Origin of the sequence: Sphingomonas rubra (assembly GCF_900115745.1) — a bacterium.
GTDB lineage: Bacteria > Pseudomonadota > Alphaproteobacteria > Sphingomonadales > Sphingomonadaceae > Sphingomonas > Sphingomonas rubra.
This window is the reverse complement of sequence record NZ_FOXP01000001.1, coordinates 124,044-140,029: the sequence shown is the minus strand read 5'-3', so window position 1 is coordinate 140,029 and position 15,986 is coordinate 124,044. Positions and strand designations below refer to the sequence as shown.

The 15,986-nt window shown below is 70.2% G+C and carries 16 protein-coding genes; 12 read left to right on the top strand and 4 right to left on the bottom strand.

Annotated features, from left to right (window positions below; genetic code table 11):
* Nucleotides 1-148 precede the first annotated feature (148 nt).
* Nucleotides 149-1,561 carry a type I glutamate--ammonia ligase gene (gene glnA, locus BM145_RS00715; RefSeq protein ID WP_093330037.1) on the top strand — a complete coding sequence of 471 codons (1,413 nt, stop codon included), beginning with the start codon at nucleotides 149-151 and terminating at the stop codon, nucleotides 1,559-1,561.
* 133 nt (nucleotides 1,562-1,694) lie between these two features.
* A complete protein-coding gene (locus BM145_RS15900) occupies nucleotides 1,695-1,865 on the top strand; it encodes a hypothetical protein (protein ID WP_177200037.1) in 171 nt (56 codons plus the stop codon).
* Here the strand turns inward: BM145_RS15900 and BM145_RS00710 are convergent.
* From BM145_RS00710 to BM145_RS00700, 3 genes are read right to left on the bottom strand one after another with little or no spacing between them, the layout of a single operon-like run.
* Nucleotides 1,862-3,073, bottom strand: coding sequence for an SAM-dependent methyltransferase (locus tag BM145_RS00710; RefSeq protein WP_425441067.1), 1,212 nt, complete (start codon nucleotides 3,071-3,073; stop codon nucleotides 1,862-1,864). The genes BM145_RS15900 and BM145_RS00710 overlap by 4 nt on opposite strands.
* Before the next feature lie 32 nt (nucleotides 3,074-3,105).
* On the bottom strand, nucleotides 3,106-4,467 hold the full coding sequence (locus tag BM145_RS00705; RefSeq protein ID WP_093330035.1) for a cryptochrome/photolyase family protein: 1,362 nt from the start codon (nucleotides 4,465-4,467) through the stop codon (nucleotides 3,106-3,108).
* An 8-nt stretch (nucleotides 4,468-4,475) separates the two neighbouring features.
* Nucleotides 4,476-5,390: a histone deacetylase family protein gene (locus BM145_RS00700; RefSeq protein ID WP_093330032.1), complete on the bottom strand. Its 915-nt coding sequence runs from the start codon at nucleotides 5,388-5,390 to the stop codon at nucleotides 4,476-4,478.
* 42 nt (nucleotides 5,391-5,432) lie between these two features.
* Here BM145_RS00700 and BM145_RS00695 point away from each other — a divergent pair, with 42 nt between their 5' ends.
* The 10 genes from BM145_RS00695 (at nucleotide 5,433) to BM145_RS00650 (ending at nucleotide 15,427) form a co-directional block, all read left to right on the top strand.
* Nucleotides 5,433-6,425: an alpha/beta hydrolase gene (locus BM145_RS00695; protein WP_093330029.1), complete on the top strand. Its 993-nt coding sequence runs from the start codon at nucleotides 5,433-5,435 to the stop codon at nucleotides 6,423-6,425.
* Nucleotides 6,422-6,907: an RNA pyrophosphohydrolase gene (locus BM145_RS00690; RefSeq protein WP_093330028.1), complete on the top strand. Its 486-nt coding sequence runs from the start codon at nucleotides 6,422-6,424 to the stop codon at nucleotides 6,905-6,907. The genes BM145_RS00695 and BM145_RS00690 overlap by 4 nt, the downstream gene beginning before the upstream one ends.
* A gap of 40 nt (nucleotides 6,908-6,947) precedes the next feature.
* Nucleotides 6,948-7,865: a DUF481 domain-containing protein gene (locus BM145_RS00685; protein ID WP_245738983.1), complete on the top strand. Its 918-nt coding sequence runs from the start codon at nucleotides 6,948-6,950 to the stop codon at nucleotides 7,863-7,865.
* A gap of 40 nt (nucleotides 7,866-7,905) precedes the next feature.
* Complete coding sequence (locus tag BM145_RS00680) at nucleotides 7,906-9,108, top strand: hydrolase (RefSeq protein ID WP_177200036.1); 1,203 nt, start codon at nucleotides 7,906-7,908, stop codon at nucleotides 9,106-9,108.
* Nucleotides 9,105-10,127: an arginine N-succinyltransferase gene (locus BM145_RS00675; RefSeq protein WP_093330023.1), complete on the top strand. Its 1,023-nt coding sequence runs from the start codon at nucleotides 9,105-9,107 to the stop codon at nucleotides 10,125-10,127. The genes BM145_RS00680 and BM145_RS00675 overlap by 4 nt, the downstream gene beginning before the upstream one ends.
* Complete coding sequence (locus BM145_RS00670; RefSeq protein WP_093330020.1) at nucleotides 10,124-11,368, top strand: N-succinylarginine dihydrolase; 1,245 nt, start codon at nucleotides 10,124-10,126, stop codon at nucleotides 11,366-11,368. The genes BM145_RS00675 and BM145_RS00670 overlap by 4 nt, the downstream gene beginning before the upstream one ends.
* Before the next feature lie 90 nt (nucleotides 11,369-11,458).
* A complete protein-coding gene (locus BM145_RS00665) occupies nucleotides 11,459-11,686 on the top strand; it encodes a hypothetical protein (RefSeq protein ID WP_093330018.1) in 228 nt (75 codons plus the stop codon).
* Between the two features lie 50 nt (nucleotides 11,687-11,736).
* Nucleotides 11,737-12,636, top strand: coding sequence for a sulfate adenylyltransferase subunit CysD (cysD, locus tag BM145_RS00660; protein WP_093330016.1), 900 nt, complete (start codon nucleotides 11,737-11,739; stop codon nucleotides 12,634-12,636).
* Nucleotides 12,637-12,701: 65 nt separating this feature from the next.
* The gene (gene cysN / locus BM145_RS00655; RefSeq protein ID WP_093330782.1) at nucleotides 12,702-14,693 is read left to right on the top strand and encodes a sulfate adenylyltransferase subunit CysN; all 1,992 of its coding nucleotides are present in this window, start codon (nucleotides 12,702-12,704) and stop codon (nucleotides 14,691-14,693) included.
* Nucleotides 14,690-15,427 carry an inositol monophosphatase family protein gene (locus BM145_RS00650; RefSeq protein WP_245738982.1) on the top strand — a complete coding sequence of 246 codons (738 nt, stop codon included), beginning with the start codon at nucleotides 14,690-14,692 and terminating at the stop codon, nucleotides 15,425-15,427. Before cysN ends, BM145_RS00650 begins: the two co-directional genes overlap by 4 nt.
* A 24-nt stretch (nucleotides 15,428-15,451) precedes the next feature.
* On the opposite strand, the gene BM145_RS00645 is transcribed toward BM145_RS00650, so the two are convergent.
* The gene (locus BM145_RS00645; protein WP_093330012.1) at nucleotides 15,452-15,976 is read right to left on the bottom strand and encodes a Rossmann-fold NAD(P)-binding domain-containing protein; all 525 of its coding nucleotides are present in this window, start codon (nucleotides 15,974-15,976) and stop codon (nucleotides 15,452-15,454) included.
* Nucleotides 15,977-15,986: the final 10 nt, after the last annotated feature.

The window sequence follows — 15,986 nt, the reverse complement described above, 5'->3', positions numbered from 1 at the left end:
CCCGCTTGGGCCCCATCAAAGTACTACTTTGATGGGAACCCTGCGGGAGGGGTCGGGGGAGGGCAGGGCCGCAAGCGAGCGGTACGAGCACTCCCCTCCCCTAGCCCCTCTCGCCAGCGGGAGGGATCTCTCAGAAGGAACACGTGACATGGCCACCACCGCATCCGACATCCTGAAGCGCATCAAGGAAGAGGAGATCGAGTGGGTCGACCTCCGCTTCACCGATCCCAAGGGCAAGTGGCAGCACCTGACCATGGTCGCCTCGGTCATGGGCGAGGACGAGTGGGACGACGGTCTGATGTTCGACGGCAGCTCGATCGAGGGCTGGAAGGCGATCAACGAGTCCGACATGATCCTGAAACCCGATCTGGAAGCGATCTACACCGATCCCTTCTCGGCCACCCCGATGCTGATCGTGTTCTGCGACATCGTCGAGCCATCGACGGGTGAGCTCTACGCCCGCGATCCGCGCTCCACCGCCAAGCGCGCCGAGGCGTACCTCAAGACCACCGGCATCGGCGACACCGTCTACGTCGGCCCCGAGGCCGAGTTCTTCATGTTCGACGACGTCCGCTTCGACACGAACTACGCCGGCTCCTACTTCAAGATTGACGATATCGAGCTGCCGACCAACACTGGCCGCGATTACGAGGGCGGCAACCTCGCCCACCGTCCGCGCGCCAAGGGCGGCTACTTTCCCGTCGCGCCGGTCGACTCGGCGGTCGATATCCGCGGCGAGATGGTCTCGACCATGCTGGAGATGGGCCTGCCCTGCGACAAGCACCACCACGAGGTCGCCGCCGCGCAGCACGAACTCGGCATGACCTTTGGTACGCTGACCACCACCGCCGACCGGATGCAGATCTACAAATACGTCGTCCACCAGGTCGCGCACGCCTACGGCAAGACGGCGACGTTCATGCCCAAGCCGATCAAGGAGGACAACGGCTCGGGAATGCACACGCATTTCTCGATCTGGAACGGCAAGGAGCCGCTGTTCGCCGGCAACGGCTATGCCGGCCTGTCGGATATGTGCCTCTACTTCATCGGCGGCATCATCCGCCACGCCAAGGCGCTCAACGCCTTCACCAACCCGTCGACCAACAGCTACAAGCGGTTGGTGCCCGGCTACGAGGCGCCGGTGCTGCTCGCCTATTCGGCGCGCAACCGCTCGGCGTCGTGCCGCATCCCCTACGGCACCGGCCCCAAGGCGAAGCGCGTCGAGGTGCGCTTCCCCGACGCGCTCGCGAATCCGTACCTCGCTTATGCGGCGCTGATGATGGCGGGTCTCGACGGCATCCAGAACCGCATCCATCCGGGCGAGGCGATGGACAAGAACCTGTACGACCTGCCCCCGGCCGAACTCGCCGAGGTGCCGACCGTCTGCGCGTCGCTTCGTGAGGCGCTGGAAAGCCTGACCGCCGACCACGACTTCCTGCTCAAGGGCGACGTGTTCTCCAAGGAGCAGATCGAGGCTTACGTGGAGATCAAGTATCAGGACGTGGCCCGGTGGGAGATGACGCCGAGCCCGGTCGAGTACGATATGTACTATAGTGGCTGATGCGCAGGGCGCGCCATCGGCGCGCCCGAGCACGGCCGGCGGGCCACCGGCTCGACCAACGGCGTGGCTCCGCCACGCCGTCATCCGCCATCCCCACTGGCATCCCGTCGAAGGACATGGCATCGGCGCCGCTATGCCCCAGCCCCCTTCCAGCAACGCCGGCGGTTTCCTCGTGGCGGTCGGCGTCCTCGTCGGGGCGGGTGTAGGCCTGCTGCTCGGACAGGCCACGCCCGGCGCCCTGATCGGCCTTGCCGCCGGATCGCTCGCGGCGGTGCTGGTCTGGCAACGCGACCGCCGTCGCTAGCGCTTCACCAGCGTCACCTGCGCCACGTCGATGCCGCCGCCGCGGAAGCCGCCCTCGCAGTACATCAGGTAATATCGCCACAGCGCCTTGAACCGCGCATCCAGGCGCGTCGGCAGCCGCCCGTCGGCGTCGGCCGCGTCGAACTCCAGCCGCCAACGCCGCAGCGTTTCCGCGTAATCGATCCCGAACGCCACCGGGTCGGTCCATTCCAGCCCGCACGCCTCGGCAAGGGCGCGGAACCGCCGCTCCGAAATCAGTAGCCCGCCGGGAAAGACGTAGCGCTGGATGAAGTCGGCATTGGCGGCATAGGCGTCGAACACGTCGTCGGCGATGGAGATGAACTGGAGCCCCGCGCGCCCACCCGGCACCAGCAGCCGCGCGATCGCCTCCAGGTACGTCCGCCACTGCGCGATGCCGATCGCCTCCACCATCTCGACGCTGGCGATCGCGTCGAACCGTCCGCGGACGTCGCGATAGTCGGTCAGCTCGACCACCACCCCGGCGCCCGCGCGGCCCCGCGCCACCTCGGCCTGTTCCGCCGACAGCGTCAGCGCGGTCACCCGCGCGCCCCGCGCCGCCGCCTCGCCAGCCAGGAAACCCCAGCCGCAGCCGATCTCCAGCATCGCCGCCCCGTCGCGCAGGCGTAGCCGATCGAGCAGCCGCGCCACCTTGCGCCGCTGCGCCGCCTCCAGCTGCTCGTCCGCGCCATCGAACATCGCGCTGGAATAGCTCATCGTCGGGTCGAGCCAGGTCGCGTAGAAGTCGTTCCCCAGGTCATAGTGGAAGGCGATGTTCGCCCGCGCGCCCCGCCGGCTGTTCGGCCGCAACGCGTGGAACCCGCGCAGCAGCAGCCGCCCCGTCCCCTTGGCCCGCGCCGCGCTGCCCAGGCTCAGCCGGTTGCGCATGAACAGGTCGAACAACGGCACCGGGTCGGGGCTGGACCAATCGCCCGCCGCCCACGCCTCGTACCAGCCCGCCGAGCCGCCAAGCGCCAGGCGGCGCAGCGCCCGCCAACGGTGCACCGCGACGATCGCCACCGGCCCCTCGCGTCGTCCGCCGAGCAGCCGCGCGGTGCCGTCCGGCAGCGTCGCCTCGATCGCGCCCGCCTCCAGCCCCCGGTCGATCCGATCGAGCATGCGGTGGAACGGCGCCGCGATCAGCCGCCACCATCGGCCGCGTCGCGCGGCTGTCACTACCCCCTGTTCCATTCCGCCGCCATGCACGGCCCCGCGTCGATAGGCTAGATGGCGCGTCCGGCGGCAAGAGCGCGCTCGCGCGCCTCGCGATGGCCGATGATCTTGGCCGGGTAATCGCTCGGTCGCACCCCCGCCCCCTCGGGATCATGGATCGCGGCGTCGGCGACGTCGGCGAGTTCGGGCACCCAGCGGCGGATGTAATTGCCCGTGTCGAACTTCTCCGATTGCGTCAGCGGCGCCATGATCCGGCTCCACATATTGGCATCGATCCCCGTGCCCGCGATCCACTGCCAGTTGACGGAATTGTTGCCGTAATCCGCGTCCACCAAACAGTCCCAGAACCAGCGCTCGCCCTCGCGCCAGTCGATCAGCAGATGCTTCACCAGGAAGCTGGCGGCGATCATCCGCACGCGGTTGTGCATCCACCCGCTGGTCCACAACTGCCGCATCCCCGCGTCGACGATCGGGTAGCCGGTGCGCCCGCGCTGCCAGGCGCGCAGGTCCGCGGTGGCCGCCTTGCCGGTGCGCCACTCCAGCCGATCGTACTTGGCCCGGCCATTGTCGTCGGCGTAGCGCGGCAATTGCATCACCACGCCCGAGGTGAAGTCGCGCCAGGCCAGCTCCTTGTGGAACTTGTCGACTTCCGCGCCGCCGCCACTCGCGTGCCACACGGCGCGGGGCGACACCTCGCCGAAATGAAGGTGCGGCGACAGGCGGGTGGTCCCATCCTCCGCCGGCAGGTTGCGATCGACCGGATAGCCCCCGATCAGGCCGGCGACGCGCTTCAGCCGCGCCGCCGCGCCCTCTTCGCCCGGCGTCCAATCCTCGTCGAAACCGGTCGACCAGTCGGGCCCGCTGGGCGACAGCCGCCACTCGGCCAGCGTGTCGCTCTTCGGCCATCGCGCAGGTCCAGGGACATCGTCGGGCGCGGGCAGCGGCCGGTCGGGTGGCAGCAGCGGCTGCAACCCGCGCCAGAAGGCCGAGTAGATGCGAAACGGCGTACCCGATCCGGTGCGGACGTCCTCGATCCGCACCAGATGGTTGCCGTCATGCAGGCACAGCCGATCGCCCAGCGCCTCCTCCGCCGCCCGCCACCACGGCTCGTAGTGACGCAAGCCGTGGATGCGCGTCGCGCCCGTCTCTTCCATCAGCACCGCCAGCGTCTCGGCCGCCCGGCCCCGGCGCAGGATCAGCCGACTACCGGCGTCGCGCAGTTGGCGGTCGAGCGCCGCGAGGCTGCGATGCAACCACCAGCGCTGCGCCCCGCCCATCCGCCAGTCGCCCGGCCCGTCGTCGTCGAGCACGTAGACGGGCACGACCGGCCCCTGCCCGATCGCCGCGGACAAGGCGGGCTGGTCGGCGAGGCGAAGGTCCTGGCGGAACCAGAGGATCACGGGATCGGTCACACCAGCCGCTACGCCCCGACCGCTTCTCGCGTTCCCGCGATCGAGTGACCCAGATTAAGGATCACGTCGACGTGCCGCCTGGCGATCGCCAACGCATCGTCGCCGTAGCCACCGCCCACCGTGCACGCGATCGGCACGCCGGCGAGCAACGACGCCACCAGCCGCTCGCGCCGGGCCAGACCCGACAGCGACAGCGACAGCCGCCCCAGCCGATCGCCCGCATAAGGATCGACCCCACCCTGGTAGAGCACCAGCTGCGGCCGCACCTCCGCGACGAGCGGCGCCAGCGTCCGCTCCAGCGTTTCCAGATAGGCGTCGTCGCCGATCCCGTCGGCGAGCGGCACATCCAGTGTCGAGCGCGCCTTGCGCGCCGGGAAGTTCTTCTCCGCGTGGATCGAATAGGTCGCGATCTCCGGGCGCCCGGCGGTCAGCGCCGCGGTTCCGTCGCCCTGGTGCACGTCGACGTCGACGATCAACAGTCGCGCGACCGTGCCCTCTTCCACCAGCCTGATCGCAGCGACGGCCAGGTCGTTGAAGACGCAGTACCCCGCGCCGGTGTCGTGCAGCGCGTGGTGGCTGCCGCCGGCGGTGTTCGCGGCGAAGCCGTGCTCCATCGCCAATCGCGCCGCGAGATAGGTACCGCCGGGCACCGCCGCCGCCCGCGCCGCCACTTCCGGCGTGATCGGGAAACCGATCCGCCGCGTCTTGGCCGCCGGCACGTCCGCCGCCAGTACTTCGGCGACATAGTCGGGATCGTGCGCCTGTTCCAACCAGCGGACCGGCATCGGGGCCGGCTCGTGCCACGCGATGCCTGCGCCCTCCGCCCGTAAGAGGTCGCGGATCAGCCCGTTCTTGCCCCAGCGATAGGTCGATCGGGCGGGGGCGGCCGTCACGTAGGCGGGATGATGGACGACGTGGATCATGCCTTCTAGTTAGGGTGCCGCACGCGACCGAGAAGGACCGCCATGACCGCACCCGCCGCCCCGTACGTCCGCCCTGACGCCGCGCAGTTCCTGGCCTATCTCAACAACCTGCCCGGCCCTCGCACGCACGAACTGGATGCTCCCGCCGCCCGCGCGATCTTCGCGGCCATGCCCGGCGTCGCGGACCTGCCCGCGGGCGAGCTGGCGGTGGTTCGCGACCTTGCCATCCCGGGACCGGCCGGCACCATCGCCGCCCGTCTGTTCGACGCGGCGGAGCGACGCGAGCCCGGCCCCGCGCTGCTGTTCTTCCACGGCGGCGGCTTCGTGATCGGCAGCGTCGATACGCACGCTGCCGCCTGCGCGGAGATCGCGCGTGTTCTGGCGCTGCCCGTCGTCTCCGTCGAATATCGGCTCGCGCCCGAGCATCGCTGGCCCGCCGCGCCCGACGATTGCGAGGCGGCGGCGCGCTGGCTGGCGAGCAATCCGCCGGAGCTCGACCGCGTGGTCACCAGCCTGGTTCTGTGCGGCGACAGCGCCGGCGGCAACCTGGCGATCGTCACGGCCATGGCCCTGCGCGGCGCGCCCGCCGCGGTGCCGGTGATCGTGCAGGCGCCGCTCTACCCGGCCACCGACATGGCGCGCGAATACCCGTCCTTCGCCGAATTCGCCGACGGTTACTTGCTGACGCGCGAGACCATGCGCTGGTTCGCCGACGCCTACGCCGCCGACCTGCCGCACGCGCGCACCTCGCCGCTCGCCCACGATCTCGCCGGCATGCCGCCCGCGGTGATCGTCACCGCCGGGCTGGACCCGATCCGCGACCAGGGACGCGCCTATGCCGCCGCGCTGGTAGGAGCGGGCGTGCCCACCGTGTTCCAGGAAGCGACGGGCAACGTCCACGGCTTTCTCAATCTGCGCCGCGCGATTCCGTCCAGCCAGGGCGACCTTGCCGCCTATCTCGTCGCGCTCAAGCAGGCGATCGTCTCAGCGGAAGGCGCGCGCGTGATGGCGCAGGCGGCGGGCGTACCGGCATGAGCGCGCTTCCCTATCGTCCTTGCGCGGGCGTGATGCTCGTCAACCGCGACGGGCACGTGTTCGTCGGCCAGCGCCTCGATACCACGCTGGAGGCGTGGCAGATGCCGCAGGGCGGGATCGATCCCGGTGAGGACGCGCTCACCGCCGCCGTCCGCGAGCTGGGCGAGGAGACCGGCATCGCGCCCGAGCATGTCGAACTGCTCGCGGCGCCCGATCGCGACTTCACCTACGACCTGCCGCCCGAGCTGATCGGCAAAGTATGGAAGGGCAAGTGGCGCGGCCAGACGCAGCGCTGGTTCCTGTTCCGCTTCTTGGGGCAAGACCCCGACGTGAACATCGCCACCAAGCATCCAGAGTTCCGTGCCTGGCGCTGGATCGATCCGGACGATCTGCCGCGCCTGATTGTGCCGTTCAAGCGCGCCTTGTACCAGGATGTGCTCGCCGCGCTTCGGCCACATCTCGGCGCAAGTCCGTCCCGCTGACCGGTTTGCGCCCGGGCGACCCACCGCTAGGCATCCACGTGTGATCGCCCCCTTGCTGCTCCTCGCCGTCGCCAACGGAACGGCCGCCGCGCCCGCCCCGCCGCAACAGTCGGACGCGGGCGCGATGATCCCGGAGAATATCCGGGCGATGCTCGACGCTGCCATCGAGTCCGGCAACGACGGCGACGTGTCGACCATCGTCCGCTACGCGCGCGCCGCCGATCCGTTCAGCGGCGACGCCGTCCTCGCCATCGCCGAGAAATGGCGTGCCGACCGCGCCGCCCAGCGCGAGGCGGTGATCCGGCAAGCCGGCATCTTCAACCTGTGGCGCGGTCGTGCCGAACTGGGCGGGTTCGTCTCCACCGGCAATTCGGAGATCGCCGGCGGCAGCGCTATCCTGGACGCGACACGCGAGGGATTGCAGTGGCGCCACAAGTTCCGCGCCCAGGCGGATTATCAGGAGAGCCTCGGCACCACCACGCGCGAGCACTATCTCCTATCGTACGAACCCAACTACAAGTTCGATGATCGCGCCTACGTCTACGGTCAGACCTCGTACGAGAGCGATCGCTTCCTCGGCTATGACGACCGTCTCGCCGTCTCCTCGGGGCTCGGCTACAGCGCGATCAAGAGCCCGGCGGTGCAGCTCGATCTCGAACTCGGGCCCGGCTACCGCTACACCGCCTTCACCGACGAAAGCGAGCAGTCGAGTTTCACCGGGCGTGCGTCGGTCGACTTCCGCTGGCGGCTGCTGCCCGGCCTGTCGCTGACGCAGAACACGATCGCGATCGCCCAACGGTTCAACTCCACCCTCGCCTCCACCACCGGGGTCAACGCCAAGCTGCTGGGACCGCTCTCTGCCCAACTCTCCTACTACGTGCAGTATGAGAGCATGCCGCCGGCCGGCCGCCGCACCACCGACACCACCACGCGCGCATCGCTGGTCTACGCGTTCTGAAGGCTCGCCAGCGGCGCACACCGGCGCTAGACGGCGCCCCATGGAGAGGCTGACCACCACGGAGCGGGACACGCTCGCGCGGCTCGACGGCGCGTCGATGCTCGCGCGGACGAAGGAATGGGCCGCAATCAACAGCGGCACGCGCAACCTCGCCGGCAACGCGACCATGGCCGGGCTGCTCGCCGACGCCGCCGCCGCCCTGCCCGGCAGCGTGCGCCTGGTGCCCGCCGCCCCGGTCGACACCGTGGCCGTCGACGGCCGGGTCGAGGCGATCGGCCACGGCGACCACCTCCATCTCTCCGTCCGGCCGGGTGCGACGCGGCGCCTGCTGTTCTTCGGCCACATGGACACCGTGTACGGCGTCGACCACCCGTTCCAGTCGCTCACGACCAGGGACGACGGCGCGCTGGTCGGGCCGGGCGTGACCGACATGAAGGGCGGACTGGCCGTGATGCTCGCCGCGCTGTCGGCGTTGGAGGCGGGGGGCGTCATCGACGCCATCGGCTACGACGTTCTCGTCAATTCGGACGAGGAGACCGGCTCGCTCTCCTCCGCGGCGCTGATCGGCGAGGTGGCACGCGGCAAGCACGCCGCCTTCGGCTACGAACCCGCGCTGCCGGACGGCACGCTGGCCGGCGCGCGCGGCGGCACCGGCAATTTCTCAGTGGTAGTGCGCGGTCGCAGCGCGCATGCCGGCCGCAATCCGGAAGACGGTCGCAACGCGCTGGTCGCCGCCGCCGACCTCGCCGTGCGGCTGGCGGCGGCGCGCGCCCCGACCCTCGCGGTCAACCCTGCGCGGATCGACGGCGGCGGCCCCAACAACGTCGTCCCCGACCATGCCGTGCTCCGCGTCAACTTCCGCCCGCGCGACGCCGCCGCGATCGAGGCCGCGGGCGCGCTGCTCCGCGAGATCGCCGACACGGTCGCCCGCGATCACGACGTCGCGGTGGAGGTCCACGGCCTCTTCAACCGGCCACCCAAGCCGGTCGACGCGGCCGCCGAGCGCCTCTTCGCGCTCGTCGCCGACGCCGGGGCCGATCTCGGCCTCGTCATCGGGCGGCGCGACACCGGCGGCGTCTGCGACGGCAACAACGTCGCCGCCGCGGGCGTCCCCGTGGTCGACACCATGGGCGTGCGTGGCGGCGCCATCCACTCGTCCGACGAATATTTCTTCACCGACAGCCTGGTCGAGCGCGCGGCGCTCTCCGCCCTTTCCATCCTCCGCCTGGGAACGCCCGCATGAACTTCCGCGTCCGCGCCGCCGTCGACGACGATCTCAAGCATTTGTACGAGATGGCGAAGCTGACCGGCGGCGGCTTCACCAACCTGCCCCCCGATCGCCCCGCGCTCGCCGCCAAGCTGGAACGCAGCCACGCCGCCTTCGCGCGGGCAGACGGTCCGGTCGAAGACGAACTGTTCGTCCTGATCCTGGAGAATGTCGACACCGGCGAGGTCCGCGGCACCTGCCAGATCTTCACCGAGGTCGGCCGCCGCCATCCTTTCTACAGTTACCGTCTCGGCACGCTGGCACAGCACAGCCGCGAACTCGACCGCACCTTTCGTGCCGAGATGCTGTCGCTCACCACCGACCTGGAGGGCTCGTCGGAGGTGGGTGGCCTGTTCCTCCATCCCGGCGAGCGGGCCGGCGGTCTCGGCCTGCTGCTCGCCCGTGCCCGCTACCTGTTCATCGCCGCGCACCGCGCCCGTTTCGGCGATCGTATCCTCGCCGAGTTGCGCGGCATCATCGACGAGGCAGGGGGCTCGCCCTTCTGGGATGGGCTAGCAGGCCGCTTCTTCGGCATGAACTTTCAAGATGCCGATCGCTTCAACGCGGTCAACGGCCACCAGTTCATCGCCGACCTGATGCCCAAACATCCCATCTACACCGCCATGTTGTCGGAGAGCGCGCGCGCCGCGATCGGCATGCCCCATCCTTCCGGCCGCGCCGCGATGCGCATGCTGGAGAATGAGGGCTTCTCCTACGAAGGCTATCTCGACATCTTCGACGGTGGCCCGACCATGACCGCGCGGATCGACAAGGTCCGCTCGATCCGCGACGCGCGCACGGCCCGCGTGGTCGCGGTCGATCGCGACGGCGGCGGCGACGCGCTGGTCGCCACCGGCACGCTCGCCGATTTCCGCTGCACGATGGCCAAGGTCCGCCCAGTCGGCGACGGCGACGGCATCGTGCTGTCCGCGCCGGCCGCCGCCGCGCTGGGCATCGGCGAGGACGATCGCGTCATCCATGTCGGCCGCAACTGATGCGGGAGATCAACTTCGACGGGTTGATCGGCGCCAGCCATAACTATGCCGGCTTGTCGCCGGGCAACCTCGCCGCGACGCGCAATGCCGGCCATTCCTCGCGGCCGCGCGCCGCCGCGCTGCAGGGCATCGACAAGATGCGCGCGAACCTCGCGCTGGGGCTGGTGCAGGGCATCCTCCTGCCCCACCCCCGCCCCGACCATGGCTGGTTGCGCACCTTATCCACCGATTATACCGGGGCCGACCGCCATCTCCAGGCGCAGGCGCTGTCCGCCTCGCCGATGTGGGCCGCCAACGCGGCCACCGTCTCACCCGCGCCGGACACGCGCGACGGTCGCTGCCACCTGACCGTCGCCAATCTGGTGACCATGCCGCATCGCAGCCACGAGTGGCCGCACACGCTGGCGCAGCTGCGCCTCGCCTTCGCCCACCCCGCCTTCGCCATCCACGCGCCTGTCCCGGCCCCGTTCGGCGACGAGGGCGCGGCCAACCATATGCGCCTGTGCGCCGATCACGGCGCGCCCGGCGTCGAGGTTTTCGTCTACGGCCGGGCCGGCGGCCGCTTTCCGGCACGTCAGCACCGCGAGGCGTGCGCCGCCATCGCCCGCGCCCACCGTCTCGATCCCGCCCGCACCCTCTTCGTCGAACAGTCGGAGCGCGCGATCGCCGCCGGCGCCTTCCACAACGACGTCGTCGCGGTCGCCGACGGCCCCGTGCTGTTCGCGCACGAGCACGCCTTCGCCGATCCGGCGCGCTTCCACGACGACCTTCGCCGCCTGCTCCCGCACGTCGAGATCGTCGAGGTCCCCGCCGCCGAGGTGCCGCTGGAGGACGCCATCGCCTCCTACCTGTTCAACGCGCAGCTCGTCTCCACCGAAGACGGCCCCACGCTGATCGCGCCGGAGGAGACGCGCACCACGGCTTCCACCTGGTCCTGGCTCGAACGCCACCGCGGCGGCAACGGCGCGATCCGCCGCGTGCGCGTGGTCGACGTGCGCGAGTCGATGGCCAATGGCGGCGGCCCCGCCTGCCTGCGCCTGCGCGTCGTCTGCGACCCCGCCACGGTGGACCCGCGCTTCCTGGTCGACGCCGCCAAGCTCGATCGCCTCTCCGCCATCGTCGAGCGTCACTGGCCCGACACGATCGACCCCGACGCGATCGGCGACCCTGCGCTCCTCACCCGCATCGCGTCCGCGCGGGCCGCGCTGCTGAACGCGCTCGACCTCGACGAGCTGGCATGATCTGTCGGGTTAATTGACAGGTAACCACGTGCGTTAACCCGCCGAGCGCGCAAAACCACCATTGGCGCGGAGCTTGCTTAACTCTCGGGTATGCTCCGCAAGATTGGCCGCCTGTTCGTCATCAAGACCAAGTTCGAGGCGTTCCTTATCATCTACGGCCTTGCTACCGGGGCGGCGGAACGCGGCGTCAACTATCTGGAACAATATCCCGGCACCGGCGGCTACCTGCTGTTCGCCTGTTGCCCCGTCGCGGTGTTCATGGCCGGCGCGCGCATCCTCGATTCACTGGAGCGCGAGCGCGCCGACTTTCACGGTTGACAGGATAACTGTGCGGCGTCGGTCCCGCGCCGGCTCTATCCCGGCCGCCCATGACGACGCTGACCCACCTGCAACGCCTGGAGGCCGAGAGCATCCACATCCTGCGCGAGGTCGTCGCCGAGGCGGAACGCCCGGTGATGCTCTACTCGGTCGGCAAGGATTCCGCGGTCATGCTCCACCTGGCGGCGAAGGCGTTCGCGCCCGCGCGCCCGCCCTTCCCGCTCCTCCACGTCGACACGACCTGGAAGTTCCGCGCGATGTACGAGTTGCGCGATCGTGCGGCCGCGGCGGCCGGCATGCGCCTGATCGTCCACCGCAACCCGGAGGCCGAGCAACTCGGCATCAACCCCTTCGACCATGGCAGCCGCCACACCGACCTGTGGAAGACGGAAGGGTTGAAACAGGCACTCGCCGCCGGCTGTTTCGACGCAGCGTTCGGCGGCGCTCGCCGCGACGAGGAGAAGAGCCGCGCCAAGGAGCGCATCGTCTCCTTCCGCTCCGCCACCCACGGCTGGGACCCCAAGGCGCAGCGCCCCGAACTCTGGCGCCTCTACAACATGCGCCTTGACCGCGGCGAGAGCATGCGCGTCTTTCCGCTGTCCAACTGGACCGAGCTCGACATCTGGCAGTACATCCTGGCGGAGGGGATCGAGGTCGTTCCCCTCTACCTCGCCGCTCCCCGTCCCACGGTGGAGCGCGACGATATGCTGCTGATGGTCGACGACGACCGGTTCCGGCTGCGGCCGGGTGAGCAGGTGGTCGAGCGCTCGATCCGCTTCCGCACGCTCGGCTGCTATCCGCTGACGGGTGCGGTCGAGAGCGAGGCGACGACCTTGCCCGCAGTGATCCAGGAAATGCTGCTCGCCACCACCTCCGAACGCCAGGGCCGCGCCATCGACCACGACCAGGCCGCCAGCATGGAGAAGAAGAAGCGCGAGGGGTATTTCTGATGGCTGCCAACAACACTCCCCTCCCTTCCAGGGAGGGGCCAGGGGTGGGTGCGCAGCCCGCAGGGATGCGCTTTACGGAAGCGGCTGGAGCCTCGCTGCGTTCGGTACCCGCCCCCAATCCATCCCCGGAAGGGAAGGGGAAGTCGCGCGCCTACCGCCCAGACGCGCTGGTCGCCGCCGACATCCACGCCTATCTCGGCGCGCAAGCGGCCAAGTCGATGCTGCGCTTCATCACCTGCGGCTCAGTGGACGACGGCAAGTCGACGCTGATCGGCCGCCTCCTCTACGATTCGCGCGCGATCTTCGAGGATCAGCTGGAAACGCTGGAGGCCGACTCGGCGCGCATGGGCACGCAGGGGACTGCGCTCGATTTCGCGCTCCTCGTCGACGGCCTCGCCGCCGAGCGCGAGCAGGGCATCACCATCGACGTCGCCTACCGTTTCTTCGCGACGCCGGCGCGCAAGTTCATCGTCGCCGACACGCCGGGGCACGAGCAGTACACCCGCAACATGGTCACCGGCGCCTCGACCGCCGACCTCGCCGTGATCCTGATCGACGCGCGCAAGGGCATCCTCGGCCAGACGCGGCGCCACACCTACCTGGCGAACCTCGTCGGCATCCGCGAGGTCGTGCTGGCGGTCAACAAGATGGACCTGATCGGGCACGACCGGAATACCTTCGACGCGATCGTCGCCGACTTCCGCAGCTTCGCGAACACGGTCGGCATCGATCGCTTCACCGCCATTCCGCTGTCAGGGCTGACCGGCGCGAACGTCGCCGAGCCGTCGCCCGCGATGCCGTGGTACACGGGGCCGGCGCTGCTCGGCCACTTGGAAACGGTGTCGGTGGACGGGGACCGTGATCGCGACCGGCCCTTCCGCCTGCCGGTGCAATGGGTCAACCGGCCCGATCTCGACTTTCGCGGCTTCGCCGGACTGGTCGCCTCGGGCACGATCGCGGTGGGCGATCCCGTCCGCGTCGTGCCTTCCGGCCGCACCACCGCCGTCGCCCGCATCCTCGGGCCCGATGGCGAGCGCGCGACCGCGATGGCCGGCGAGTCGATCACGCTGCTCCTCGCCGACGAGGTCGATTGCTCGCGCGGCGATGTGATCGCCGCCGCCGCCGCGCCTCCCCAGGCTGCCGACACCTTCGCTGCCACGCTGGTGTGGATGGCGGAGGCGACGTTGGTCCCGGGCCGCGGCTACCTGATGAAGCTGGGGACGCAGACGGCGGTCGCGACCGTATCCGCCCCGCGCCACGTGGTCGACGTCAACAGCCAGACGGAGCGCCCCGCCGACACGCTGCGCCTCAACGACATCGGCACGGTCGAGCTCCGCACCGCCCGCCCCCTGGTCTTCGAACGCTACGCCGACGACCGCGCGCTGGGCGGCTTCGTCCTGATCGATCGGATGACCAACGCCACCGTCGCCGCCGGCATGATCGCCGATCCGCTACGCCGCGGCGGCGACATCCACTGGCAGTCGCACGACGTGACGCGCGAGGCGCATGCGCTGCAGAAGGGGCAGAGCCCGCGCGTGCTGTGGTTCACCGGCCTGTCCGGCTCGGGCAAGTCGACCATCGCCAACCTGGTCGAGCGGGAACTCCACGCGCTCGGCCGCCATACCTTCCTGCTCGACGGCGACAACATCCGCCACAGCCTCAACCGCGACCTCGACTTTTCCGACGCCGGCCGCACGGAGAACATCCGCCGTGTCGGCGAGGTCGCGCGGCTGATGGCCGATGCCGGCCTCATCGTCCTGACCGCCTTTATCTCGCCCTTCCGCGCCGAACGTGACATGGTGCGCGCCATGCTGCCGCCGAACGAGTTCGTGGAGGTATTCGTCGACACGCCGCTCGCCGTCGCCGAGGCGCGTGATCCCAAGGGCCTCTACGCCAAGGCGCGCGCCGGCGAGATCGCCTCGTTCACCGGCATCTCCAGCCCCTATGAGGCGCCGATCCGCCCCGACCTGCACATCGACACCACCACCGAGATCGCCGAAGCCGCGGCGCGCCGCATCGTCGAGCACGTCATTGGCGTCTGGAGCCACGAGCTGTGACGGACGACGCGCTCGCCGCCGCGATCGCCGAGGAAGCGGGCGCGCTGCTCCTCGCGATCCGCGCCGAGGGGCGGGAAACGGGCGAGGCGCTCGGCGACCGCGGCGACCGGGAGGCGAACGCGCTGATCCTTGCCCGCCTCGCCGCCGCCCGCCCCGGCGACTTCGTCCTTTCGGAGGAGAGCGTCGACGATCGCCGCCGCTGCGGCGCACGCCGCGCCTGGATCGTCGATCCGCTCGACGGTACCCGCGACTATGCCGACGGGCGCGACGACTGGGCGGTGCACATCGGCCTCGCGCTCGATGGCAGGCCCGCGATCGGCGCCGTCGCCGTGCCCGAGCGGGGACGGGTCTGGTCTACCGATACGGTCACGCCCCCACCTCCGCGCACGCCAGGCCGGCTACGCGTGGTGGCGAGCCGCACGCGCTGCCCCGCCGTGGTCCACCGAATCGCCGACGCGCTTGGCGCCGAGGTGATCGGCATGGGCTCGGCCGGCGCGAAGGCTATGGCGGTGGTCGACGGCCGCGCCGACCTCTACCTGCACGACGGTGGACAGTACGAGTGGGACAATTGCGCGCCCGCTGCCGTGGCGCTGGCTGCCGGCCTCCACGCCTCGCGGCTGGACGGTAGTCCCCTCGTCTACAATTGCGCCGACCCGCTGCTGCCCGATCTGGTCATCTGCCGCCCCGATCTCGCGGACCGCGTTCTCGCGGAGGCCGCCCGCCGGGCGGCATGACGCAACCGTGCTCACGTGGCAGGGTCAGCCCACCGCGACCGTCTCGGCCGCGTCGCGCCGCAATCCGCACGTCAACTGCGCCATGACCCGCGCGTACAGCGTATCGCCGTCGACCAGGTGCGCGATCATCGGTTCGTTGGCGTCGGGCTCCACCCCGTCACCGGGGAAATAACCGATCCGATCGGTCACCACGTTGGCGCCGAGCGCCCGGTAGCTTGCCGCCAACTGCTCCACCCGTCGCTTGGCGCGCGCATAGCCGCCGTCGCCCTCGATCCAGTATGACGACGGCACGAAGATGCCCGCATAATCGCGCCACGAGGCGAGGTGGGCCTCCACCCGCCACACATGCTCCTCCGCCTCGCCGTCGCGGTACGCGCAGTCGAGCAGCAGCGTGCCCGGCATCGCGCGGGCGAGCGCTTCCGGCCGCCGCGGATCGCGGGATACGCGATAGCCATGCAGCGCCAGCCGCCGCGCGAACGCCCCGCCCACGCGCCCCTCGGCGCCGAGCACGATCGCGTGCCCCGGGCCGGTCGTCACCGCCTCGTTCAATCATTCCCCC

Coding starts and splice junctions, on each gene's coding strand:
- cysD (WP_093330016.1), top strand. CDS start 11,737: ATGACGACGCTGACCCACCTGCAACGCCTGGAGGCCGAGAGCATCCAC.
- BM145_RS00690 (WP_093330028.1), top strand. CDS start 6,422: ATGAGCGCGCTTCCCTATCGTCCTTGCGCGGGCGTGATGCTCGTCAAC.
- BM145_RS00700 (WP_093330032.1), bottom strand. CDS start 5,390: ATGATCCACGTCGTCCATCATCCCGCCTACGTGACGGCCGCCCCCGCC.
- BM145_RS00695 (WP_093330029.1), top strand. CDS start 5,433: ATGACCGCACCCGCCGCCCCGTACGTCCGCCCTGACGCCGCGCAGTTC.
- BM145_RS00710 (WP_425441067.1), bottom strand. CDS start 3,073: ATGGAACAGGGGGTAGTGACAGCCGCGCGACGCGGCCGATGGTGGCGG.
- BM145_RS00665 (WP_093330018.1), top strand. CDS start 11,459: ATGCTCCGCAAGATTGGCCGCCTGTTCGTCATCAAGACCAAGTTCGAG.
- BM145_RS00675 (WP_093330023.1), top strand. CDS start 9,105: ATGAACTTCCGCGTCCGCGCCGCCGTCGACGACGATCTCAAGCATTTG.
- BM145_RS15900 (WP_177200037.1), top strand. CDS start 1,695: ATGCCCCAGCCCCCTTCCAGCAACGCCGGCGGTTTCCTCGTGGCGGTC.
- cysN (WP_093330782.1), top strand. CDS start 12,702: ATGCGCTTTACGGAAGCGGCTGGAGCCTCGCTGCGTTCGGTACCCGCC.
- BM145_RS00680 (WP_177200036.1), top strand. CDS start 7,906: ATGGAGAGGCTGACCACCACGGAGCGGGACACGCTCGCGCGGCTCGAC.
- glnA (WP_093330037.1), top strand. CDS start 149: ATGGCCACCACCGCATCCGACATCCTGAAGCGCATCAAGGAAGAGGAG.